18 protein-coding genes and 1 tRNA gene are annotated in these 21,240 nt (G+C 58.3%); 11 read left to right on the plus strand and 8 right to left on the minus strand.

From position 1 onward, the window contains the following. Nucleotides 1–14: 14 nt before the first annotated feature. The 3 genes from GFB49_RS15835 to GFB49_RS15845 all read right to left on the minus strand — a co-directional run bounded on the left by GFB49_RS15835 (nt 15) and on the right by GFB49_RS15845 (nt 4,309). Nucleotides 15–308: a DUF1330 domain-containing protein gene (locus GFB49_RS15835; protein ID WP_153216907.1), complete on the minus strand. Its 294-nt coding sequence runs from the start codon at nt 306–308 to the stop codon at nt 15–17. A gap of 157 nt (nt 309–465) precedes the next feature. After that, nucleotides 466–3,639 carry a valine--tRNA ligase gene (locus tag GFB49_RS15840; protein ID WP_153216908.1) on the minus strand — a complete coding sequence of 1,058 codons (3,174 nt, stop codon included), beginning with the start codon at nt 3,637–3,639 and terminating at the stop codon, nt 466–468. A 232-nt stretch (nt 3,640–3,871) separates the two neighbouring features. Further along, complete coding sequence (locus GFB49_RS15845; protein ID WP_153216909.1) at nt 3,872–4,309, minus strand: Lrp/AsnC family transcriptional regulator; 438 nt, start codon at nt 4,307–4,309, stop codon at nt 3,872–3,874. A gap of 104 nt (nt 4,310–4,413) precedes the next feature. Here GFB49_RS15845 and GFB49_RS15850 point away from each other — a divergent pair, with 104 nt between their 5' ends. Together GFB49_RS15850 and GFB49_RS15855 are read left to right on the plus strand one after the other, a co-directional pair. Beyond that, entirely contained in the window at nt 4,414–5,571 is a 1,158-nt protein-coding gene (locus GFB49_RS15850; protein WP_153216910.1) for a type III PLP-dependent enzyme, read from the plus strand. Nucleotides 5,572–5,731: 160 nt separating this feature from the next. Then, nucleotides 5,732–6,811 carry a DUF2235 domain-containing protein gene (locus tag GFB49_RS15855; RefSeq protein WP_153216911.1) on the plus strand — a complete coding sequence of 360 codons (1,080 nt, stop codon included), beginning with the start codon at nt 5,732–5,734 and terminating at the stop codon, nt 6,809–6,811. 45 nt (nt 6,812–6,856) lie between these two features. Here GFB49_RS15855 and GFB49_RS15860 read toward each other — a convergent pair whose 3' ends face one another. The 3 genes from GFB49_RS15860 to metF all read right to left on the minus strand — a co-directional run bounded on the left by GFB49_RS15860 (nt 6,857) and on the right by metF (nt 9,039). Next, nucleotides 6,857–7,378: a hypothetical protein gene (locus GFB49_RS15860; RefSeq protein WP_153216912.1), complete on the minus strand. Its 522-nt coding sequence runs from the start codon at nt 7,376–7,378 to the stop codon at nt 6,857–6,859. Between the two features lie 126 nt (nt 7,379–7,504). Next, nucleotides 7,505–8,020 carry a hypothetical protein gene (locus tag GFB49_RS15865; RefSeq protein ID WP_153216913.1) on the minus strand — a complete coding sequence of 172 codons (516 nt, stop codon included), beginning with the start codon at nt 8,018–8,020 and terminating at the stop codon, nt 7,505–7,507. A gap of 149 nt (nt 8,021–8,169) precedes the next feature. After that, a complete protein-coding gene (metF, locus tag GFB49_RS15870; RefSeq protein WP_153216914.1) occupies nt 8,170–9,039 on the minus strand; it encodes a methylenetetrahydrofolate reductase [NAD(P)H] in 870 nt (289 codons plus the stop codon). Nucleotides 9,040–9,331: 292 nt separating this feature from the next. On the opposite strand from metF, the gene GFB49_RS15875 reads away from it, so the two are divergent. Then, a complete protein-coding gene (locus GFB49_RS15875; RefSeq protein ID WP_153216915.1) occupies nt 9,332–10,234 on the plus strand; it encodes a LysR family transcriptional regulator in 903 nt (300 codons plus the stop codon). A gap of 113 nt (nt 10,235–10,347) precedes the next feature. Continuing rightward, nucleotides 10,348–11,133 (plus strand): inositol monophosphatase family protein, encoded by a 786-nt coding sequence (locus GFB49_RS15880; protein ID WP_153216916.1) that lies wholly within the window; start codon nt 10,348–10,350, stop codon nt 11,131–11,133. A gap of 181 nt (nt 11,134–11,314) precedes the next feature. Here the strand turns inward: GFB49_RS15880 and GFB49_RS15885 are convergent, their stop codons facing one another. Together GFB49_RS15885 and putA are read right to left on the minus strand one after the other, a co-directional pair. Beyond that, nucleotides 11,315–12,088 carry a rhomboid family intramembrane serine protease gene (locus tag GFB49_RS15885; RefSeq protein WP_153217016.1) on the minus strand — a complete coding sequence of 258 codons (774 nt, stop codon included), beginning with the start codon at nt 12,086–12,088 and terminating at the stop codon, nt 11,315–11,317. 52 nt (nt 12,089–12,140) lie between these two features. Then, nucleotides 12,141–15,548, minus strand: coding sequence for a bifunctional proline dehydrogenase/L-glutamate gamma-semialdehyde dehydrogenase PutA (gene putA / locus GFB49_RS15890; protein WP_153216917.1), 3,408 nt, complete (start codon nt 15,546–15,548; stop codon nt 12,141–12,143). A gap of 123 nt (nt 15,549–15,671) precedes the next feature. Between putA and GFB49_RS15895 the strand changes: the two genes are divergently transcribed. The 7 genes from GFB49_RS15895 to GFB49_RS15925 all read left to right on the plus strand — a co-directional run bounded on the left by GFB49_RS15895 (nt 15,672) and on the right by GFB49_RS15925 (nt 21,222). Next, nucleotides 15,672–16,142, plus strand: coding sequence for an Lrp/AsnC family transcriptional regulator (locus GFB49_RS15895; RefSeq protein WP_153216918.1), 471 nt, complete (start codon nt 15,672–15,674; stop codon nt 16,140–16,142). Nucleotides 16,143–16,196: 54 nt separating this feature from the next. Beyond that, nucleotides 16,197–16,754, plus strand: coding sequence for a tetratricopeptide repeat protein (locus GFB49_RS15900; protein WP_153216919.1), 558 nt, complete (start codon nt 16,197–16,199; stop codon nt 16,752–16,754). 242 nt (nt 16,755–16,996) lie between these two features. Next, nucleotides 16,997–17,082, plus strand: a tRNA-Leu gene (locus GFB49_RS15905). A 382-nt stretch (nt 17,083–17,464) separates the two neighbouring features. Next, on the plus strand, nt 17,465–18,394 hold the full coding sequence (locus tag GFB49_RS15910; RefSeq protein WP_153216920.1) for a glycosyltransferase family A protein: 930 nt from the start codon (nt 17,465–17,467) through the stop codon (nt 18,392–18,394). Further along, nucleotides 18,394–19,260 carry an NAD-dependent epimerase/dehydratase family protein gene (locus tag GFB49_RS15915; protein ID WP_246149757.1) on the plus strand — a complete coding sequence of 289 codons (867 nt, stop codon included), beginning with the start codon at nt 18,394–18,396 and terminating at the stop codon, nt 19,258–19,260. The genes GFB49_RS15910 and GFB49_RS15915 overlap by 1 nt, the downstream gene beginning before the upstream one ends. Further along, the gene (locus GFB49_RS15920; protein ID WP_153216922.1) at nt 19,253–20,026 is read left to right on the plus strand and encodes a glycosyltransferase family 2 protein; all 774 of its coding nucleotides are present in this window, start codon (nt 19,253–19,255) and stop codon (nt 20,024–20,026) included. Before GFB49_RS15915 ends, GFB49_RS15920 begins: the two co-directional genes overlap by 8 nt. Further along, complete coding sequence (locus GFB49_RS15925; protein WP_153216923.1) at nt 20,023–21,222, plus strand: DegT/DnrJ/EryC1/StrS family aminotransferase; 1,200 nt, start codon at nt 20,023–20,025, stop codon at nt 21,220–21,222. Before GFB49_RS15920 ends, GFB49_RS15925 begins: the two co-directional genes overlap by 4 nt. Nucleotides 21,223–21,240: the final 18 nt, after the last annotated feature.

Raw genomic sequence — 21,240 nt, forward strand, 5'->3', positions numbered from 1 at the left:
TCATAAACATAGCCTTAGCTGTCATAGCCCTCGATGATTTCCATATCTCCCGCAGAGACGGGATCGCGCAGGGCTTTGGCTTCTTGATAAGAGACCGAATCATAGCAGGCCTTGGCGGTCTCAAAATCCTTGAATTCAATCACAACGGTTCGACTGCGCAGGCTGCCTTCGCGCACTTCTTTTTGTCCTCCGCGCACCAGAAACCGCGCGCCAAATTCGGCAAAGGGCGCGGCATTGGCGCTGACGTACGCTTTATATCGCTCCATGTCGTTTACGTCGACATGCGCAACCCAATAGCCTTTTGGCATGATGTGCTCTCCTGTTGTGGAGTGCAGGCTGGCCCAGATTGCGCGCAAAGGCAATGACAAGAATGCGCCAGTTTCTCCCCTTAACGGGGCGCAATTCACCAAAAACGCCCGCCGGTGGGGCGGGCGTCATGGGGTAATCATCTGGTTGCCTGCGCCATCAGGCGATCTCAGAAATCCGGGCCAATGCCTCAGAGATCTTCGCCTCTTCCTCTTCGCGGGCGGCGAGGTTTTCGCGCGCCTCTGCCACAACCTCAGCCGGGGCGGATTCGGCGAATTTGGGGTTGTTCAGACGTCCGCGCAGACCGCCCAACTCCTTGGCCAGCTTGCCGAGGTTCTTTTCAAGACGCGCTTTTTCCTTGGCCACGTCAATGATCTCTGCCAGGGGCAGGCCAAAGGTGGCACCGGGGGCTGCGATGGCGATGCAGCCTTTGGGGGCCTCGTCCACCGCTGTCAGGCTTTCGATCCGGGCAAAGCGTTTGATCAGCGCCTCATTACGGTCCCAGTATTCTTGGCCTTGCGCGTCGATCTGCGTGACAACCATCGGCACCTGGGCACCGGCGGGCACGTTCACCTGCGCGCGGGCAGAGCGTACATTGTCGATGACCGCGATCACCCAATTCATCTCTGCCTCAGCCTCGGCATCCACCAGATCCGCCGCAGTGTAGCTGGGCCATTCCGCGTGGGCGAGCATTTTGGAGGCTTCGCCAGTTTCAAACCCGCGTCCCTCGGTCACGTTCCAGATCTCTTCGGTGACAAACGGCATGATCGGGTGCATCAGGATCAGCGCCTGATCGATGGCCCATGCGTAAACCGCCTGTGTCTCATCCTTGGCGGCCTGATCATCGCCAAAGAAGATCGGCTTGGTAAACTCCAGATAGCGCGCGCAGAAGGTGTTCCAGAAGAATGCATAAAGACCGTTGGCCGCGTCATTGAACCGGAAGGCCTCGAACGCGGCGTCGACCTCTTCGCGCAGTTTTGCGATCTCACCAATGATCCAGCGGTTGAGGGGCAGGGTCGCCGCAGGCGGCTGTGCGCCGCGTTCTGCGCTGAAGGCATCGATCTGGCTGTCCCCGTATGAGGACGCCTGCCACAGTTTGGTGACAAAGTTCCGGTAGCCCTCGATCCGCTTCATGTCGAGTTTGAGAACACCACCCAGCGAGGCCATCGCCGCATTGGTGAACCGCAGCGCGTCGGCGCCGTATTCGTCAATGATTTCCAGCGGGTCGACCACATTGCCGGTGGATTTCGACATCTTCTTGCCCTTGGCATCGCGTACAAGGCCATGCAGGTAGACGGTGTCGAACGGGATGTCGTCGACAACGGCGAGCTGCATCATCATCATGCGCGCCACCCAGAAGAACAGGATGTCCTGACCGGTGACCAATGTGGAGGTCGGGAAGTACTTCGAGGTGTCCTCACCCCACTCAGGCCAGCCCAGCGTGCCAATCGGCCAGAGGCCGGAAGAGAACCAAGTGTCGAGCACGTCGGGGTCGCGATAGAGTACGACTGTCTCGTTGTTCGGATGCAGGTTTTGATCAACAATATCTTCCGAAAGTTCACCCGCGAGATCATGCAAAGCCAGTGTTTCGGGAAAAGGGTTAGCGGGATAACCGCGTTCCGAGCGGCGTTTCTCCCAATCCTTGCGATACTCGTCACGCTTTAGCTCTACGAATGCAAAGGGAAGCCCTTGCTCGGAGTTGGCGTAGTATTCTTGGACCTTACCGCACGCTTCTTCAAAGTTCGCGGCACAAAATGGCACAGGACTGCTGTAGTCAAGCGGGCCGTTCTCATTACGCTTAGGCCCATACCAAACCGGGATCTGGTGGCCCCACCAGAGCTGGCGGGAGATACACCAGGGTTCGATGTTTTCCAGCCAGTGATAATAGACCTTCTCACCTGAATCCGGCAAGATTTTGGTGCGACCTTCGCGAACCGCATCCAGCGCCGGGCCAACAACCTTTTCCGCGTCCACGAACCACTGGTCCGTCAACATCGGCTCGATCACAACCTTAGAGCGGTCGCCAAAGGGCTGCATAATTGGCTTGTTTTCGACCATTGGCACGGTTTCGGTGAGTGTGGTCTCTTCACCATCGTCACCTTTGACGGTTTTGGTCACCTCGGACATCACGGCGAGACCTTCGGCGGTGATCTCTTCCACCACGGCTTTGCGCGCCTCAAAACGGTCGAGGCCGCGCAGATGGTCCGGAACCAGGTTGATCGCGTCGATCTCACCCTCGGTAAACTCGGCACCCTTTGCGTGGGCCTGCGCTTTGGCGGCTTCTTCTGCATAGGGCGCGCCATCGGCCCGCATCGCGCCTTTGGTGTCCATCAGGCGGTACATCGGAATGCCGCCGCGCTTGGCGACCTGGTAGTCGTTGAAATCATGGGCGCCGGTGATCTTCACCGCGCCGGAGCCAAAGTTCATGTCCGGGTATTCATCGGTGATGATCGGGATCAGGCGGCGGTGTTCTTTGGGACCGACGGGGATTTCTACAAGCTTGCCCACGATGGGCGCGTACCGTTCATCATCCGGATGCACCGCAACCGCGCCGTCGCCCAGCATGGTTTCGGGACGTGTGGTGGCGATTGAGATATAGTCGCGCTCTTCGCTCAGCGTGACATTCCCGTCCTCGTCCTTTTCGACATAGGTATAGGTCGCGCCGCCCGCCAGCGGGTATTTGAAGTGCCACATGTGGCCCGCAACTTCGATATTCTCAACCTCAAGGTCTGAAATCGCGGTCTCAAAATGCGGGTCCCAGTTGACCAGACGTTTGCCGCGATAGATCAGACCTTTGTTGTACATCTCAACAAAGACCTTGATCACCGCGTCGTGGAAGTTCGGCGAATTCTCGTGACCCGTACGCGTGTCACCCTGCGCGCCTGCCATAGTGAAGGCGGTGCGGTCGAAATCACAAGACGCGCCAAGACGCTTCAGCTGGTCGATGATGGTGCCGCCGGACTGCTCTTTCCAGGCCCAGACTTTTTCCAGAAACTTCTCGCGACCCAGTTCCGCGCGCGAGGGTTCCTGGTTCTTGGCCAACTCGCGTTCAACAACCATCTGGGTTGCGATGCCTGCGTGGTCGGTTCCCGGCTGCCACAGCGTGTCAAAGCCCTGCATGCGCTTCCAGCGGATCAGAATATCCTGCAGCGTGTTGTTGAAGGCGTGGCCCATGTGCAGCACGCCTGTCACGTTCGGCGGTGGGATCATGATGCAATAGGTTGATGCCTCGGGTTTGGCATTTGCGCCTGCTTTGAAGCAGCCCGCCTTTTCCCAGGCTTCGAACAAGCGACCTTCTGCTTCGGCCGCGTTGAATGCTTTTTCCATCGCCATGAAATCTGTCCTGCGTCACGTCTAATCGGGTTGCCATGTCCCATATCGAAGTGAGGCGCAAAGGGAAAGGTGGGATTGTGGGGGGATCGTGCGTCCGGTCAGGCTACGCCTAGCGCTACTGCACCTGACCGGGCGACTTTGGTGGGGAATTTGGGGTATTACGGGGCAGCTTGCCGCACAATGGTTAAAAAGAGATTTGAACTCGCATGGAATCTCTCGTTTGTCGCGAAAATTATGCACCCAATCGGTCCAGCTTGGTGGCCAGGTGAATGAGGCTCTCGGACGAGCGCACGCCGCTTGCGCCTGCGATATGGTCAATGGTTTCGTCCAGCTCCTGGGTGGTTTGGGCCTCGACCTGGGCCAAAAGGTCAAACCGGCCCGATGTGGTATGCACCACAAGCACCCCCGGCAAGGATCGCAGGCGTGCCAGGACACCGGGCGCGGCGCGCGGTTCAACCGATATCAGGACCGTTGCCTGCAAAGGCGCGCGCACCAATGGTGACTGCCGCAGGGTGTATCCCGCGATCGCGCCTGTGGTTTCCAACCGTTCGATCCGGGCCTGAACCGTGGTGCGTGCCAGGTTCAGCTGACGCGCAAGCTCGGCCACCGGTTGACGCGCATTGTCACGCAGCAAAGCCATCAATTTTTGGTCTGTTTCGTCAAACTGCATGTATTATCCGTCATTTCGTAGGATATTCTCGTCACTATAGACGATCTGACACGTGAAAGCGACTGGAAGGGCGGGGATCCTGAATAAAACAGGAAGAGGCCCCCATGCAGAATATCCCAGCGCTTTGGCGTGACCCTGAAACCTATCTGTCCCGCAGCGCGCCGGATCACCCGGTTTTGTTCTTTGCCCCCTCCGTGCTGCATGCCACCGCACAGCGGTTTCTGGACGGGTTTTCCGGGCTTGTGACCTATGCGGTCAAGGCTAATGCGCATCCCGCGGTTCTGTCCAATCTGGTGGCGGCTGGGGTCAATGCGTTTGACGTCGCATCTCCGGCTGAAATGGCGGCGGTGCGCGGGGTCAGTGATACGGCTGTAATGCATTACAACAATCCCGTCCGCTCGGCCAAAGAGATCGCGGCGGGGATCGATTACGGTGCTGCCAGCTGGTCTGTGGATTGCGCAAGTGAATTGGACAAACTGGCCGCGGTTCCCAGATCCTGCGAAATTGCGGTGCGGTTTGCCTTGCCGGTGTCTGGTGCGGCCTATGATTTTGGCAGTAAATTTGGGGCCAGCCCGGATGACGCGGTGAATTTGTTGCGCCGGGTGGCGGTCGAAGGGTGGACGCCGTCTTTGTGTTTTCATCCAGGCACCCAATGCGAGGATGCAGACGCTTGGGTGGAATATATCCACGCCGCCAAGGAAATTGTCGACCGCGCCGGTGCTCATATTGCCCGGATGAATGTGGGCGGTGGGTTTCCCGCCCATCGCTGTGGCACCGCCCCGGATCTTGAGGCGCAGTTTGCAGCGATCGACGCGGCGGTGACCCATGCCTTTGGCGCGACCCCACCGGCCATCCTGTGTGAGCCGGGACGGGCAATGGTCGCAGAATCCTTTACGCTGGCCGCACGGATCAAAGGGATACGCGGCGCAGGGGAAACCGTTTTTCTGAACGATGGCATTTATGGCGGTCTGGTCGATATTCGCGACATGGGCCTGCCTGAACGCGTGCATGTGGTCGCGGCAGATGGCGCGTGGCGGAAGGGGCGGACAGTTCCTCGTGTCGTCTTTGGCCCAACCTGTGACAGTCTGGACCGGTTGCCGGATGGGCTGCCGCTGGCAGGCGACGCAGAGGTCGGCGACTTTGTGCTGTTTCCGGGGCTTGGGGCCTATTCCCTGGCGATGACCACGGCCTTTAACGGCTATGGTGTGTCTGAAGTGGTGACGGTGCTGGATCTTTTGCGCGATAAAACTTCAAACGCATAGCGTTACGCAATCGTAAGGTTTCTGGGCGATCCTTGGTGTCCGCCTGACGCGGTTTTGTCGTTCTTGTGACAAAAGCTTATGAGGCACGCCCGAAAACTGCGCTATATTAAGAAGTGGCGCAGGCCGAGTCCACAAGGGCATTGTGTGAAAGTGGTAGAGGATGGTTTTTAAACGGCTGCAGAACAAAGTTTTATCTTGGCTTGGACGCCCCTTGTTGTCTGAGCATTCTGCAGAAGTTCCTCAACGCGGCCCCCAAGCCCATGTGATCATTCTGGACGGCACCATGTCGACGCTGGACGAAGGGTTTGAAACGCACGCGGGGCGGCTGTTTCGCCTGTGCCAGCAAAGCGGCGGGCGGATCAATGTCTTTTATGAAGCCGGTATTCAGATGAAGACCTGGACGAGCGCGCCTGATGTTATGATGGGGCGTGGGATCAATCGGCAGATCCGGCGCGCCTATGGGTATCTGGCGTCGCGCTATCGACCGGGCGACCAGATTTACCTGTTTGGCTATTCACGCGGGGCCTATGCGGTGCGGTCATTGGCCGGGGTGATTGACCAGGTCGGGCTGTTGCGTGTCGAAGAGGCGACCGAGCGCAATATTCGCACCGCCTATCGCCATTATCGCAAGGACGCGCCGACCGCGTTTTCCGAGGCCTTCCGCAAAGCCTATTGCCACGCCGATGTAGAGATCGAGATGGTTGGCGTTTGGGACACTGTCAAAGCGCTGGGGCTGCGGTTGCCGCTGTTGTGGCGCTGGGCGGAGAACCAGCATTCCTTTCACAACCACGCGCTGGGCCACCACGTAAAGGCGGGGTTTCAGGCGCTGGCGCTGGATGAAACGCGCGAGGTGTTTGCGCCGGTTCTGTGGGACTGCCCTGAGGGGTGGAATGGGCGGATGGAACAGGTCTGGTTTCGCGGCAGCCATGGCGACATTGGCGGGCATCTGGGCGGCAAGGAAGACGCGCGTCCCCTGGCCAATATCCCGCTGGTCTGGATGTTGGAACGGGCCGAAGATTGCGGCCTGCCGCTGCCGCTGGATTGGCGTATGCGGTTCCCGGTGGATCCCAATGCGCCTTCGGTCGGAACCTGGCGGGGCTGGGGGAAGATCTTTGTACTGCGCCGCCGCCGCGACGTGGGATCCTGCCCCAGCGAAAGATTGCACAGCTCGGTCCGGGGACAGGTTGACGATGGCCGGAGGACCCATTGGCCCGCGTTGGCACGCAGGTCTGCGCGTTGAGGGACGTAGGTTATTTCCCCGCCCCGCAACTTGGCAATTCGTTCTCTAGTTCAACGCTGTGTATTGACGGGCAAGGGCTGCCTCGGAAACTGCGGCCACCCCGGCCGATGCTGAATGGATCGAGCCGCTTTCGCCATGAAAGGACTTGAGGAAGGCCAGGAACTCCTCTGCATGGCTGGTGTCCTTACCGATACCTTTTAGGTACTCGATGTTCTCTTGCGTTTCAGCGACCAGATTGCGCTTTTGGTTTGGCGCAAACGAGGGCAATTCAATTTCAATCCCAGTCTCGCGTTTGACATCAGCCAACATCAGCTCTGTGTGAGCGTGCCAGTTTTCACCTTTCAACAATAGCGCACCAATTTTTACCACATCCTTGGCCCCAGCATCCACCAGTTCTTGCGCAGCCTGGTCGACTTCACGCGGGCTGATATTGGTCATGTCATAACGACCTTTGACCTCATGTATCTTGGCGTCACTTGATTGTTGGTATTGGACGGGCTGTGTCTTGGGAACAGCAGAGACACTGGATATCGAAAAGCTTGTTTGAAGTGTTGAGGTGATCTGCATTCTATAAGTCCTTTTTTGTAGATTTTTCCATTGTAAATTGAGGAGTACCTGCTGACGGCGCGATGGGCGCGCAGTGGCTCAAAGCTTCTCGCCCCTGCAGCAGGCGTTTTGTTCTCTTGGTTACGGCTAAGTCAGCGCGTTTTTCAAAGCGGCCTGAACGGCTGTCGCAATGGCTGTTCCATGCTCTGCCGTGCTGTTTGCGAAGGAGCGTAAGAAATCAATGCTTTGCGTGTGTTGTGTCAGGTCGCGACCGCTTTGCCGTGCAAGCTCCAGTTGGTCTTCTGCGATCTGTAGAAGATTTACGGGGGCATTTGAGCTGGTTGGCGTTTGCTCCAGTGTAACCCCTTGTTGCGCAAAGACCTGGGATGCAATCTGATTCAGATGACCTTGAAACCGTGTCCCTGCGTGATGGAGCGGAATGAGGTCGCGCAAGCTGACACCCGCAGCAAAGAGTTCATCAGCGGCCTGATCCGCCTGGTCCGGGGTAATGTTGGTCACATCATAACGGGATTTGATTGTATCAATTGCTTCGGGGGGTGGCGTTTGATGGCTTGGGTCTGAAAAAGACGCCGATGTTGTGTGAACCTGTTTCGGCATAGACGTGCGGTGGGAAAACACCTGGTCGATCTGTGAAATCTGCATTCTGCATATCCTTTTAAATTCTGACTATTGAATATCAAGGAGCGTTGAACGCGTGGTTAAGATCCAGGCTTTGGCAGATGTGTTCTCATAATATCAACACAAAAAAGGCCCGCGATTGCGGACCCTTTTGGAGCGTGGTTGCAGTTGCCTTAAGCGACGTTTTCCAACGACACCTTGGGCTGGACACCCAGCGCATGACAGACATCGCGGGTCAGCTCAGGCCGGTTCAGCGTATAGAAATGCAGCCGTTTGACGCCGCCATCCAGCAGTTCAGAACACAGCTCGGTGCAGATCGAGGTCGCCAGAAGATCCTCGCGATCATCGCGCACGGCTTTCTCAAAGGCGTCATCCACCCAGGCCGGGATTACAGTGCCGCAGCGCTGGGCAAAGTTGCGCGCGCCTTTCCAGTTTTCGATCGGCAGAATGCCGGGGGTGATCTTGTCACCGTCGATCCCCGCCTTTTGGCAGGCGTCCCGGAACCGGAAAAACGTCTCAGCCTCAAAGAAGAACTGCGTCAGCGCCTCATCCGCGCCGGCGTCGATCTTGCGCTTCAGCCAGTCCACATCCGCTTGTGCATTGGGCGCTTCGGGGTGGGGGTCTGGATAGGCTCCGACACGCACGGTAAATTTGCCCGTTGCTGCCAGTGCCTCGATCAATTCAACCGAGTTGGCAAAACCATCTGCATGAGGTTTGAACTGGCCTTCGCCCTTTGGCGGGTCGCCGCGCAGGGCCACGATTTCCTTGACCCCAGCCTGGGCGAACTGATCCGCGATTTCCAAGGTTTCCGCGCGAGAGGCATTCACGCAGGTCAAATGCGCTGCCACATTCAGGCCCGAGGATTTATGCAATGTCGCCACCGCATCCCGTGTCAGCTCCCGCGTGGTGCCACCGGCACCATAGGTCACGGACACAAACCGCGGCGACATGGGCGCCAGCACCTGAACCGTGTCCCAAAGACGGAAGGAAGCTTCCAGCGATTTCGGCGGGAAGAACTCAAAAGAGATTTCAGGTGCGCTCATTTTTCGACAAGTCCTTTTGGGCGATTTCGTCCCTTGTTGCATGTGAGGATTTGTGAGACAAATTCATTATCCTCAAGAATAACATGAGTTGGATATGAGTATGGTGTCGTCTTTGATCTATGGAGGGTCGCTGTCAGGCAGTTTAAAAACCGTTCAAGGCGCTGTTATTGCCTGTGTTTTTTGCTCTGATATGACGGAGATGGCTGTCGCCCCTGCGCCGGGCTCTGGCCCCAACTATGACCCGAAGTGCTCAACAAACTCATAAAATTTTCAACATCCGGACCACCACAGCATGCATATTGAATTTCGCCATCTGCGCACGATCAAAGCGATTCACGAATCTGGCGGGCTGGCGCGCGCGGCGGATCATCTGAACATCACCCAAAGCGCGCTGTCGCATCAGATCAAGGGACTTGAGGATCAGGCTGGTGTGGAATTGTTTCTGCGCCGCTCCAAACCATTGAAACTGTCAGCGGCGGGGCTGCGGCTGCTGCGTCTGGCCAATCAGATCCTGCCGCAGGTCGAGGCCGCACAAGCCGAGTTTTCCGCGCTGCGCAGTGGCAAGACCGGGCGGATGCATATCGCCATTGAATGCCACGCCTGTTTTGAATGGCTGTTTCCGGTGCTGGAAGGCTTCCGCAAGAACTGGGGCGATGTGGACGTTGATATTCGCCCAGGTCTGGCCTTTGACGCGCTGCCTGCCTTGCAAAAGGAAGAGGTGGATCTGGTTGTCTCCTCGGATCCCGAAGAGATTGCCGGTGTCACCTTTATCGAGCTGTTTGATTATAAGGCGGTGTTTGTCGCCTCCAGCCAGCACCCGCTGGCGGAAAAACCCTTTGTCGATGCGGAGGATTTTCGCGGGCAGACCTTGATCACCTATCCGGTGGAGAAATCACGTCTGGATGTCTTTAGCCAGCTGTTGATACCGGCCGGTATTGAACCCGGTGCCGTACGACAGGTAGAGCTGACGGCGGTGATCCTGCTGTTGGTGGCCTCCAACCGCGGGATTTCGGTGCTGCCGGATTGGGTGGTGCGCGAGGTGAAATACAATTCGGATTATGTCACGCGGCCCTTGACCGAAGCGGGCATCACCCGCAGGCTTTATGCGGCGATCCGGACTGAGGATGAGGACAAGCCCTTTGTGCAGGAGCTGATCCGCCTGGCCAAGACAGAGGCGCGGAAATTGCAAGTCTGATCTGCGCGCAATGCACAGGTTCTGAACGTCTGCCCCCTTGGCAATTGCGGCAAGGGCGCGTATAGGCACGCTTTGACCGACATCTCCCCGACTTGTGACAGGATCCCGCAGATATGATTGGCAGTGCAAACCTCAATGTGATGATCAAGGCCGCCCGCAAGGCTGGCCGTTCGCTGGTAAAAGACTTCCGCGAGGTGGAAAACCTGCAGGTGTCCACAAAAGGGGCAGGGGATTTTGTCAGCCGCGCCGATATTATGGCGGAACAGATCCTGAAAGAAGAGCTGATGGGCGCGCGCCCGACCTATGGCTGGTTGGCTGAGGAAGAAGGCGAGGAAGAGGGCCAGGACCCGACCCGCCGCTGGATCGTCGACCCGCTGGATGGCACCACCAATTTCCTGCACGGCTTGCCCCATTGGGCGATCTCGATCGCGCTGGAGCACAAAGGCAAGGTTGTGGCAGGCGTGATCTATGACGCCGCCAAGGATGAGATGTTCTTTGCCGAGAAAGGCGAAGGGGCCTGGATGAATGACACGCGGATCCGGGTGTCGGCGCGTCACCGGATGATTGAATCGATCTTTGCCACGGGCATTCCGTTTGGAGGGCGCGCGGATCTGCCGGAGACCATTCAGGATCTGGCTCAGATCGCACCGGCCTGTGCGGGCATTCGCCGTTGGGGCGCAGCTGCGCTGGATATGGCCTATGTTGCGGCGGGCCGCTATGAGGGGTTTTGGGAACGTCGGTTGAACGCCTGGGATCTGGCCGCAGGTGTGATCATCGTCAAAGAAGCCGGTGGCTTTGCCCAGGCGCTGGATCCGGAAGACAAGATTTTGGATAGCGGCACGGTGATTTGCGGCAATGAGGTGATCTTTGACAATTTTGCCAAGGTGATCCGCGGCTGAGTGTTCAATCGGTTTGCTGAGGGTTTTCGGACGCGTCTGCCGCAAGGTGGGCGCGTTTTCTTATGCTTGGGCAGGGCGCGGTGGCGGGAGCCTCCGGCGGAAGTATTTTTGAAAAGATGAAAGGGCGGTGGTCTGCCTTGATCTTTGTATGCGGTGGCTGGTTGAGGGTTGGCTGGTCCTGTCATTTGCCCCAGGGGCCGGGTTTGCGCGGTTGGGCGCGGCGGATTTTGGGGATGTGGCTGGCGGAATAGGCGTATTGGGCTGTTGGATGTGGCGGGTGGCCGTGGGTTCGTCGCCAGAACCGCGGACCGCCGCGCAGGAGCCACAAGGGCAGGCAGAGCGCGAGACCGGCGACAAAGCCACCAGCATGGGCCCAATAGGCCACGCCGCCCTGGTCGGTGGGGGCGGTAAAGCCGCCAAGAAACTGCATGGCAAACCAGGTGCCCAGCACCCAGACCGCCGGGATGGAGAAGACGCGAAAGAAGATGATCAGAACCAAGAGCACATCGACCTTGGCGCGGGGATACATCAGCAGATAGGCGCCCATGACCCCGGCAATTGCGCCAGAGGCGCCAACGGTTGGGATCTGGGATGTGGGATCGGCGCCAACCTGGGCCAAGGCGGCCGCAACGCCGCTGGCGAGGTAGAAGAGGAAAAAGGGCAGGTGGCCCATCTCATCCTCGATATTGTCGCCAAAGATCCACAGAAACAGCATATTGCCCGCCAGATGCAGGAGCCCTGCATGGACAAACATGGAGGTGAGCAGCGTGCCCCAGTCTTGGCCATGGGTGATTTCAATCGGGACCACGGCCACCACATCATAGAATTGTGCAAGGGCGCGGCCTTCGGGGAACTGCGAGGCATACCAGAGATAGGCGAGAATATTCACCGCCATCAGCGCATAAGTCACATAAGGCGTGCGCCCGGATGGGTTTTGGTCGCGTAACGGAAACAACATAGAAAAAAGCTGGGCCCTGAGGGGCCCAGCGTCAAGGGGGATGAAAAGGTTATCCCTTCCCTTGTAAGAGTGCGGCGTTGCCGCCAGAGGCGGTGGTGTCCACGCAGACGTGGCGTTCCGCCATTACACGGGCCAGGTCGGGCAGACCTGGGATCAGCGGCACAATTGCGCCGGGGCGTTGCGCCAGAGCCTGTTCCAACGCGCGGGCTCTGTCGCTGTCGCCCCACCACAACACGCCAGAAATTGCGCCCGTGCCCTGCAAGAGCTCCGCCGCTGGTTGTCCAGAGGCTTCAATCGCGAGTCCTCCCAAGGCGCGGACGGCCTTGGCCTGGGCCTGCGCTGCTGCGTGCCCCGGACCTGCGCATAACAGCGGCGGGCGCGGCGCAGTAGTCAGGCGATTTGATTCACCCGTGGGGCCGGGCAAAGATTGGGTGGTGGGGGCTGCGCCTGTGTCATTGGATGTGGGGAGCGATTCCATCACATTGGGCCATGTGTCGCCGGTGGTCTGGCGATCCGGCGCGCAGAACCGTGACAGATACAGCGGGCCGCCTGCCTTGGGACCGGTTCCTGACAGCCCTTCGCCGCCAAAAGGTTGGCTGCCGACAATTGCGCCAATCTGGTTGCGGTTCACATAGATATTGCCTGCGTGGATCCGGTCGCACACGTGTTGCACCCGGTCATCGATACGTGTGTGCAGGCCAAAGGTCAGGCCATAGCCCGTGGCGTTGATCGCATCGATCACCGCGTCGATCTCATGAGATTTGAACCGCGCCACATGGAGCACGGGGCCAAAGATCTCTTCCTTGAGGTCCGCAATGCCCGCGATTTCGATCAAGGTGGGCGCAACAAAGGTTCCAGTATCCGGCGCGGTCAGCTCGGCCAGCACCCTGCCTTGGGCGCGGGCGTCTGCGATATGGGCGGTGATGCGGTCCTGGGCCGTCTGGTCAATCACCGGGCCGCAATCCGTGGACAGCTGCCAGGGGTTGCCCATCGACAGGCATTCCATTGCGCCGGTCAACATGGTCAGGAAATCATCGGCGATGTCGTCCTGGATATAGAGGCACCGCAGGGCAGAGCAACGTTGGCCTGCAGATTGAAAGGCGCTTTCGATGATGGATTGGACCGCCTGTTCCGGCAGGGCTGTTGAATCCACGATCATCGCATTCAGACCGCCGGTTTCCGCAATCAAGGGCGCGCCGGGTTGGCAGCCCTCGGCCATGGCGCGACGAATATGGAGGGCCGTTGCGGTTGAGCCGGTAAAGGCCACGCCGCCAATCCGCGCATCCCCCGTAAGCGCGGGGCCGATTTTACGGCCCGGACCAGGAAGGTACTGCAAGGCCGCGCGGGGAACCCCTGCGGCATGCAACAATTCAACCGCGCGGAATGCCACCAATGGGGTTTGTTCCGCCGGTTTGGCGATGACCGCATTGCCGACGGCCAATGCCGCGGCCACTTGGCCGGTAAAGATCGCCAGCGGGAAATTCCAAGGCGAGATGCAGGTGAAAACGCCAGCCGGTTTGGCATCGGGAATATTGGCAGCATAGTAGCGCAGGAAGTCCACCGCTTCGCGCAGTTCGGCGATGGCGTCGGGCTGGCTTTTACCGGCTTCGCGCGCAAGGATCGCGAAGAATTCACCAAAGTGTTCCTCATAAAGGTCGGCCGCCCGGTTCAAGACCGTCGCGCGTTCTGCGGCGGGGGCGTCCCAGCCGACAGCGGCCGCCAATGCGCCCTCGACATCCTGGGGGCTTGCCTGGGCGATTGTGCCAATTGCCGAGCCGTCGGCGGGGTTGGTGACGGTTTGCGGAGCCTCGGGCACGGCGTCGCAGGCCAGAAGCGGGGAGGCGCGCCAGCTGTGGTTCAAAAACGGCGCGCGCGCCGCCTCGATCCGGGACAGGGTTGGCGCGTGGCCAAGGTCAAAGCCCTGGGAATTGGGCCGTTCCGGCTGGAACAGCGCCGGGCCGGTTTTCATCGGCGGGGTGACATCCGCGATTTGGGTGAAGGGATCCAGTGCGACCATCGACGGTGGTACATTCTCATCGACGATCTGGTTCACAAAGGAGGAGTTTGCCCCGTTTTCCAAAAGACGCCGCACAAGATAGGCCAGAAGATCCCGATGCGCGCCCACCGGCGCATAGATGCGGCAGCGGGTTTTGTTTTGCTCCAGCACCATCTGATGCAGGGTTTCGCCCATGCCATGCAGCCGCTGGAACTCATACGGCTGGTCCTGATCCGCCATATGCAGAACGGCGGCCACGGTATGCGCATTGTGGGTGGCAAACTGCGGATAGATCCGGTCGGTCATCCCCAACAACTTGCGCGCATTGGCGATGTAGGAAACATCCGTCAGAGCTTTGGAGGTGAATACCGGGAAATTGTCCAAACCTTCGACCTGCGCGCGTTTGACCTCGGTGTCCCAATAGGCACCCTTGACCAGACGCAGGGTGAACTTGCGATCATATTTGACGGCCATGTCGTAAAACGCATCAATGGCCACGCCGGTGCGGGGGCCATAGGCCTGAAACACCATGCCAAACCCGTCCCATCCAGCCAGCGCGGGGTCCGAGATCACTTCCTCCACCACTTCCAGTGACAGCGACAGGCGGTCGGCCTCTTCGGCGTCGACATTCAGCCCCATATTGGCGGCTTTGGCCAAGAGAGCCAGCGCCTTGAGCCGAGGCACCAGCTGTTCCATGACTGACTGTTCCTGCGCCAGCTCATACCGCGGGTGCAGCGCTGACAGTTTGACCGAAATGCCAGGGTTTTCGCGGATATCGTCACTTGTGCAGGCGGCTGCAATGGCAGAGATCGCCTTGGAATAGGACAGGTGATAGCGCGCAGCATCCGCTTCGGTGCGAGCGGCTTCGCCCAGCATGTCATAGGAATAGGTATACCCTTTTGCCTCCATGCCGCTGGCGCGTTTCATGGCGCTTTCGATGGTCTCACCCAGAACAAACTGGCGGCCCATCTCCTTCATGGCACGGCTGACAGCGGTACGGATCACCGGCTCACCCAGCCGTTTTATGGCGCCACGCAGGGCCCGCACCGGGCCGCGTTCTTCCTCCAGCACCTTGCCCGTTAGCATCAGCGCCCAGGTGGAGGCATTGACCAAAGAAGAGGAGGAATGCCCCAGATGTTTGCCCCAGTCAGAGGGGGCAATCTTGTCTTCGATCAGCGCATCGATGGTATCTGCATCCGGCACCCGCAGCAGGGCTTCGGCCAAACACATAAGGGCCACGCCCTCATCCGTGGACAGGCCATATTCGGCCAGAAACACCTCCATCAACCCCGGCGCGGAGTGGCTGCGAATATCTTCCACCAAAGCCGCCGCACGGGCTGAGATCGTTTGTCGGTCCTCAGGGCTCAGATCGGCCAGCGCCACCAAAGCATCCCGTTTGGCGGTCTGGTCCACATAGGTCTCTTGATCGATCACATCACGCAGGCGCGGCTGTTTGGTCATATGGGATCCCCAACTGGCTCTTAGTCTGTTTTTATCAGTATGACCGTTTTTCTATGGGCTGTTCGTCTGTATTTTGGTACTTTGTAGGCCATTGGACTTTATTTACCCGTACGTGAGGTGCAAATGGACTATCCGGGATTGGATCGTTTTGATCTGGAGATTTTGAATGTTCTGGGAGAGGACGGGCGCATTTCTGTGGCGGATCTGGCGCGGCGCATCGGGCTGACCAAGACGCCAACGCAGGCGCGTGTCAAACGGCTTGAGAGCGACGGGATCATCACCGGATACCGGGCCATGTTGGATCCGATCCGATTGGGGCTGGATCATGTGGCCTTTGTCGAGGTCAAACTGAGCGACACCCGCGAGGCGGCGCTGCGGGCCTTTAATGAAGCGGTAGCCAAGATGGTGGAGATCGAGCAAGCGCATATGATGGCCTCGCATTTTGACTATCTTCTCAAGGTGCGCACCCGCTCCATGAGCGATTATCGCACAGTTCTGGGAGAGAAGATTTCGGCCCTGCCGCATGTATCATCAACCTCCACCTATGTGGCGATGCAGGCGGTCAAGGAACAGGCGGGCCCAAACGCGTTGTAGGCCGCACACAAAAAGGTGTTTTGCGATTTGCGACTTTTGCGGCAGCATTGGGATATGCGTATTCTGGCCCTGATCCCGTTTGTCATGCTTCCCGCAACCGCGATTGCGATGTGTCCCACACCGCCGGATCACAGCGCGGCTTTGGAAGAGTTGCTGGCAGATACCCAAGCCGCCAAAACCGAAGCCGAAGCCCAGCAATACTCCATTCAGATGTGGCAGTATTGGGCGGATGCGCCGGATGAACAATCACAGGAAATCCTGGACCGTGGCATGCGGCGGCGGTCGTCTTATGATTTTCTGGGGGCGCTGCAGGATTTCGACACCTTGGTGGACTATTGCCCGGATTATGCCGAAGGCTACAACCAACGGGCCTTTGTGCATTTCCTGCGTCAGGATTACGACGCGGCCTTGGTGGATCTGGACAAAGCTCTGGAAATCACTCCAAACCACGTGGCCGCATTGAGCGGCCGGGCCCTGTCCTTGGTTGGGCTGGACCGCCTGGACGAGGCCCGCACAACCCTGCAAGAAGCCTTGGCGCTGAATCCCTGGTTGCCAGAGCGTGGCCTGTTGTTGCCGGGCGCACCTTTGGCCCTTGATGGGGTTGATCTATAAGCCCAGACGTGCCGGTTTGACGCTTGCGCCACAGGTGGTGCGGCCCGGCTCATTTTTCGGTTGTACCGGCTGTTTCTCACCGTTAGACCCCTATGTCAGACACCCGCCGCTGTGTGGGAGGGGCAAGATGTTGGCAACGACAATACGGGCGAAACGCTTGGGTTGGGGCTGGCGGATTGCACCGACGTCAGGACCTTTGTGTCCGATTTGAAAACGGGTTTCATTGGGACCCGTCACGCTGTGCCCGCGTGGTGGAATGGTAGACACAGGAGACTTAAAATCTCCAGGCGGAAACGCCGTGCCGGTTCGAGTCCGGCCGCGGGTACCAGTGAAAATAAAGGGACAGCCCCGGACTGTTTTGCGAGAGTCTTGCAGACAAGTTGCGCGGTACCCACACGTGGCCTCCACGCCTCAATTTATGCGCCCTGTGACGCCCACGCTTTCCTGATTTCCGATGAAAGCAAGGGGTAACCTTGGTTTGCCAGGGTCTGGTTCAAAGCCCTTTGTATTATGTTCCGCAACGCCTGCTGCAGCGTTTGGTTCGGTCAGCAGTGGTCTGACTCCAACACGACCACGGATGCCAAACACGCAAGCCCGGATCCAGAAGCAGAAGCGTTCGCGATGTTAACTCGATTTTAAAACCAGAGGTTTAGTTCAAATTGTAACGCGTCGAAGACGTGGAAAAATGACATCAGAATGAGGGTCGAGCGATGCGTGTGTCATCCAACAATCTTCCAGACACAGCGGCCTCTGACCGCCCGCTTGTTACCGTGTTCTGTGCGGTCTGGCACAAGCAGCCCAACAAGCTGGAGCTTTTGCGAACACATTGGGAAAACCTGAAACAACAAACCCTGCCTGTTGAGCCTTGTTACATATTTGACAATGGCGACACGCCTCCTGATTGGCTGGACGCGCCCTGGCATTCTTTCTCTGAACCGCTCACGATTTATCAAGCCTGGGCCGCTGGCGTTGCTTTTGCGCAAACGCGCTATGTGATGAACCTCAATATGGACGACCGCCTCGCGACAGATGCGGCTGAGCTGATGTTGCGGGATCTGCGTGAACAGAACGCGGCGCTGGTGGCGGGGGAATGGCTGGTCTGCTTTGATCACGCGTTCCAATCGCAAAGCTTTGCATCCTCTCACGTGGCCGAAACCGTCTTTATTTCTGGTTGGCCGCCGAAACCGGCGGAAAATTTGCGTTTGGGCAGTGGTACCGGTGAGCGGATCGGCACCTTTGGTCCGGCGACCATGTGGGATCTGGAGAAAACCAAACGTTGGTATCCGACTTATTTTGGCAACGAGGCACCGATCCTGTCGAGAGGAGACTCGATTTTTTGGCAGTACTTGATCCGCTCGAACATGAAGCTGACTCGTCTTCCTCAGGTGATTGGGCGCTATTATTCCTCGCCCGACGCTCAGGGTGAATTCCGTCCACATAATGACGACGAAAACCTGAAACAATTTGGTGTCCACAAGGTGTCCTTTGTCCATCAAATTGGCGTGCCGCGTCTGGATAAAACTGCTGCGCCCGCGACGCCTGCGGCACCGCGCAACGCGATTGAAGCGCAAAGCCAGCAGCTTGCGGCGCGTTATTCCGCGATGCTGCGCGGTGCGCAATCGGCTGCACCGGGTTCGTAATGATGATGATGGAAATCCCTACAAACGGCAGGGTCTATGTCACCGGCAGCGGTGGCATTGTGGGGCGTCATCTGTGCGCCGTGCTGCAGGAGGTCGCCCCCGGTTGGGAAATCCTGCGCAATACGGCCGACCTCACGGATCTGGCCGCGACCACCCGTGGGCTCAAGGCCGCGGGCCCCTTGGATCTGGTTATTCATTTGGCGGCACTTGTGCCGGTGGATGCGGTCTTGGCCGACCCTGCGCGCGGCTATGCCGTCAACGTCGGCGGGACTGTCAATCTTCTGGCCGCGCTGGCGCAAAGCGAGGACGGTGACACGGCGATTCAGCCAGAAACCGGCCGTGCTGCGCCGCGGGCGCGGTTGTTGTGCTGCTCCTCGGGTCATGTTTACGCCAGCCAGCCCGACCCCATTCGTGAAACCGATCGAACAGAACCCGTGTCCGTCTATGGCAAAAGCAAACTGCTGGCAGAACAGGCCGCACGTGAGATCTGTCAGGACACGGGGCGTGCTCTGTGTGTGCCGCGGCTGTTCTCGATCCATGATCCTGATCAGCAGGGTTCATACCTGCGTCCCTCGCTGGAACGCCGCTTGGCAAAGGCTGATCCTGGCGCCCCGTTTGAACTGCATGGCGCTGAAAGCCTGCGGGATTTCCTGACGGCAGAACAGGCGGCGCGCATTCTGGTGCGTCTCGCACTCGGTGGGGCAGAGGGCGTGGTTAACGTGGGCTCGGGGACCCCTCAGCGGGTCGCTGATTTCGCCCAGTCCCTGGCCAGTTTCCCGCTCAACATCAAATCTATTGGCACCCCAAACATATTGGTGCCCGACGTGTCGCGCCTGCGCGCCTTGATTGGAGAAAATCATGACTAAGTCGGTTTCTATCGTCATCCCAACATTCAACCGCGCGGACATGCTGCCAAAGGCGATTGACAGCGCTTTGGCGCAAACACATCCGTGCGAAGTTATCGTTGTGGATCATGGGTCTACGGATAACACTTCCGACGTTGTTGCCGAATACGGCGACAAGGTCACCTATGTCCAACGTGCACGTGATTTTGGCCCGCATTTTTGTTGGCTTGAAGGTATTTTGCATGCCAACGGCACCTATGTTCATCTGCAGTATGACGACGATTGGATCGCTGACAGCTTTATCGAAAAATGCCTCAGCGTGATGGCTGATGATGTCGGTTTTGCCTTTAGCGGCGCTGAAGTGGTTGATGATCAAAGCGGTCGCCAAATGATGACGCAGTTCCTGGAATGGCTGCCATCTACGGGCATTTTCGAAAACCACGTCGCCGAGGACAAGATTGTCAGCTCCCTGATCTCACCCGGTGCGGCGTTGTTTCGCAAACAGGTTTTGATCGATGCGCTCTATCAGGGCGGTTTGCCGCTCCAGACCAGCGAATACCATGGGGTCGGACCGGATATTTTTGCGTCCCTGCTGTCGATGCTGCGCTATCCCAAGCTTGGTTTTGTCAAAGAACCGCTTGCAAGCTTTCGGGCCCATGACGGCAGCATCACCATCGACGCTCTAAAAGACGCGCAAAAAAAGCAGGAGCTGAGCGCCGCCTATAACGAAGTGCGCGCCTATTATGTTGAGTTGAAAGCGATGCAAATCGTGCGGGCGACACAATGACGACCAAGAACACCGTAAAACCTGTCCTTCTGGCGGAAGAGACGATTTCGCAGGCCGATCTTGTGACCACGACGGAATGGATGCTGGCCGGAAACCGATTGACCAAGGCTGAGGTGACAGCAGAGTTTGAGGCGGAATTTGCCAAATGGATGGGCTGTAATCACGCGGTTTTTGTGAATTCCGGCTCCTCGGCAAACCTGTTGATGATTTACGCCGCCAAAGAGGCCGGGCGTTTGCGCAACAACAAGGTTATCGCGCCAGCCGTAAGCTGGGTCACAACTGTGTCGCCCTTGATGCAATTGGGCTTTGATGTGCGGCTTTGCGATTGCGACGCCATCAATCTGGGCCTCGACCTGGATCATCTGGAAACCCTGTGCCGAGACGAAGCGCCTGCGATGTTGATCCTGGTTCATGTTCTGGGTCACCCCAACCATCTGCAGGAGATCAAAGCGATCTGTGATCGCTACGATGTGATCCTGCTCGAGGACAGCTGCGAGGCGCTGGGGACGACTTTTGACGGGTGCAAACTGGGGTGCCACGGGTTGGCGGGCAGTTTCTCGTTTTACTACGGGCATCATATCTCGACGATCGAAGGCGGCATGGTGGTCACAGATGATCCTGAGCTGCATCAGGTGATGCTGTCGCTGCGGTCGCATGGCTGGAGCCGCGATCTGGCACCACAGCGGCAGGCCGATCTCCAGCGCACGCATGAGATTGACGAATTCCGAAACCTTTATACGTTTTATTATGCGGGGTTTAACCTGCGTTCGACCGATCTGCAGGCCTATATTGGGTTGCAACAGCTCAAGAAGTTGGACCAGATCTGCGACACGCGGGCGCAGAATTTTGCAACCTACAAACAGTTGCTGCCAGGGTTTTACGCGCAATCCAGCGATGCCCAGCTTCTGTCCTCCTTTGCCTATGGCACATTGGTAGAGAACCGGATGGAGGTGGCGCGCGCGCTCAAGGCGGAGCAGATCGAATGCCGCCCCTTGATTTGCGGCAATATCGCACGCCATCCGTTTTGGACCCGCGTCTATGGGGAGCAGACCTTACCCCAAGCGGATCTGATCCACGACTACGGGATTTACCTGCCCAATCACCACAATTTAACTGCAGATGACATTGCGCGCGTGGCGACAAGCTTCAACGCCGTTGCGCGTCCGCTTGCGCAATCGCTTCAAATGAGCGCCTGACAGGCTGCACTATCTGCT

This window comes from Tritonibacter litoralis (assembly GCF_009496005.1).
In the GTDB taxonomy this organism is placed as follows: domain Bacteria; phylum Pseudomonadota; class Alphaproteobacteria; order Rhodobacterales; family Rhodobacteraceae; genus Epibacterium; species Epibacterium litoralis.

Coding starts and splice junctions, on each gene's coding strand:
- GFB49_RS15925 (WP_153216923.1), top strand. CDS start 20,023: ATGACGACCAAGAACACCGTAAAACCTGTCCTTCTGGCGGAAGAGACG.
- GFB49_RS15875 (WP_153216915.1), top strand. CDS start 9,332: ATGCATATTGAATTTCGCCATCTGCGCACGATCAAAGCGATTCACGAA.
- GFB49_RS15900 (WP_153216919.1), top strand. CDS start 16,197: ATGCGTATTCTGGCCCTGATCCCGTTTGTCATGCTTCCCGCAACCGCG.
- GFB49_RS15835 (WP_153216907.1), bottom strand. CDS start 308: ATGCCAAAAGGCTATTGGGTTGCGCATGTCGACGTAAACGACATGGAG.
- GFB49_RS15840 (WP_153216908.1), bottom strand. CDS start 3,639: ATGGCGATGGAAAAAGCATTCAACGCGGCCGAAGCAGAAGGTCGCTTG.
- GFB49_RS15855 (WP_153216911.1), top strand. CDS start 5,732: ATGGTTTTTAAACGGCTGCAGAACAAAGTTTTATCTTGGCTTGGACGC.
- GFB49_RS15865 (WP_153216913.1), bottom strand. CDS start 8,020: ATGCAGATTTCACAGATCGACCAGGTGTTTTCCCACCGCACGTCTATG.
- GFB49_RS15880 (WP_153216916.1), top strand. CDS start 10,348: ATGATTGGCAGTGCAAACCTCAATGTGATGATCAAGGCCGCCCGCAAG.
- GFB49_RS15910 (WP_153216920.1), top strand. CDS start 17,465: ATGCGTGTGTCATCCAACAATCTTCCAGACACAGCGGCCTCTGACCGC.
- GFB49_RS15845 (WP_153216909.1), bottom strand. CDS start 4,309: ATGCAGTTTGACGAAACAGACCAAAAATTGATGGCTTTGCTGCGTGAC.
- metF (WP_153216914.1), bottom strand. CDS start 9,039: ATGAGCGCACCTGAAATCTCTTTTGAGTTCTTCCCGCCGAAATCGCTG.
- GFB49_RS15920 (WP_153216922.1), top strand. CDS start 19,253: ATGACTAAGTCGGTTTCTATCGTCATCCCAACATTCAACCGCGCGGAC.
- GFB49_RS15850 (WP_153216910.1), top strand. CDS start 4,414: ATGCAGAATATCCCAGCGCTTTGGCGTGACCCTGAAACCTATCTGTCC.
- GFB49_RS15895 (WP_153216918.1), top strand. CDS start 15,672: ATGGACTATCCGGGATTGGATCGTTTTGATCTGGAGATTTTGAATGTT.
- GFB49_RS15860 (WP_153216912.1), bottom strand. CDS start 7,378: ATGCAGATCACCTCAACACTTCAAACAAGCTTTTCGATATCCAGTGTC.
- putA (WP_153216917.1), bottom strand. CDS start 15,548: ATGACCAAACAGCCGCGCCTGCGTGATGTGATCGATCAAGAGACCTAT.
- GFB49_RS15915 (WP_246149757.1), top strand. CDS start 18,394: ATGATGATGATGGAAATCCCTACAAACGGCAGGGTCTATGTCACCGGC.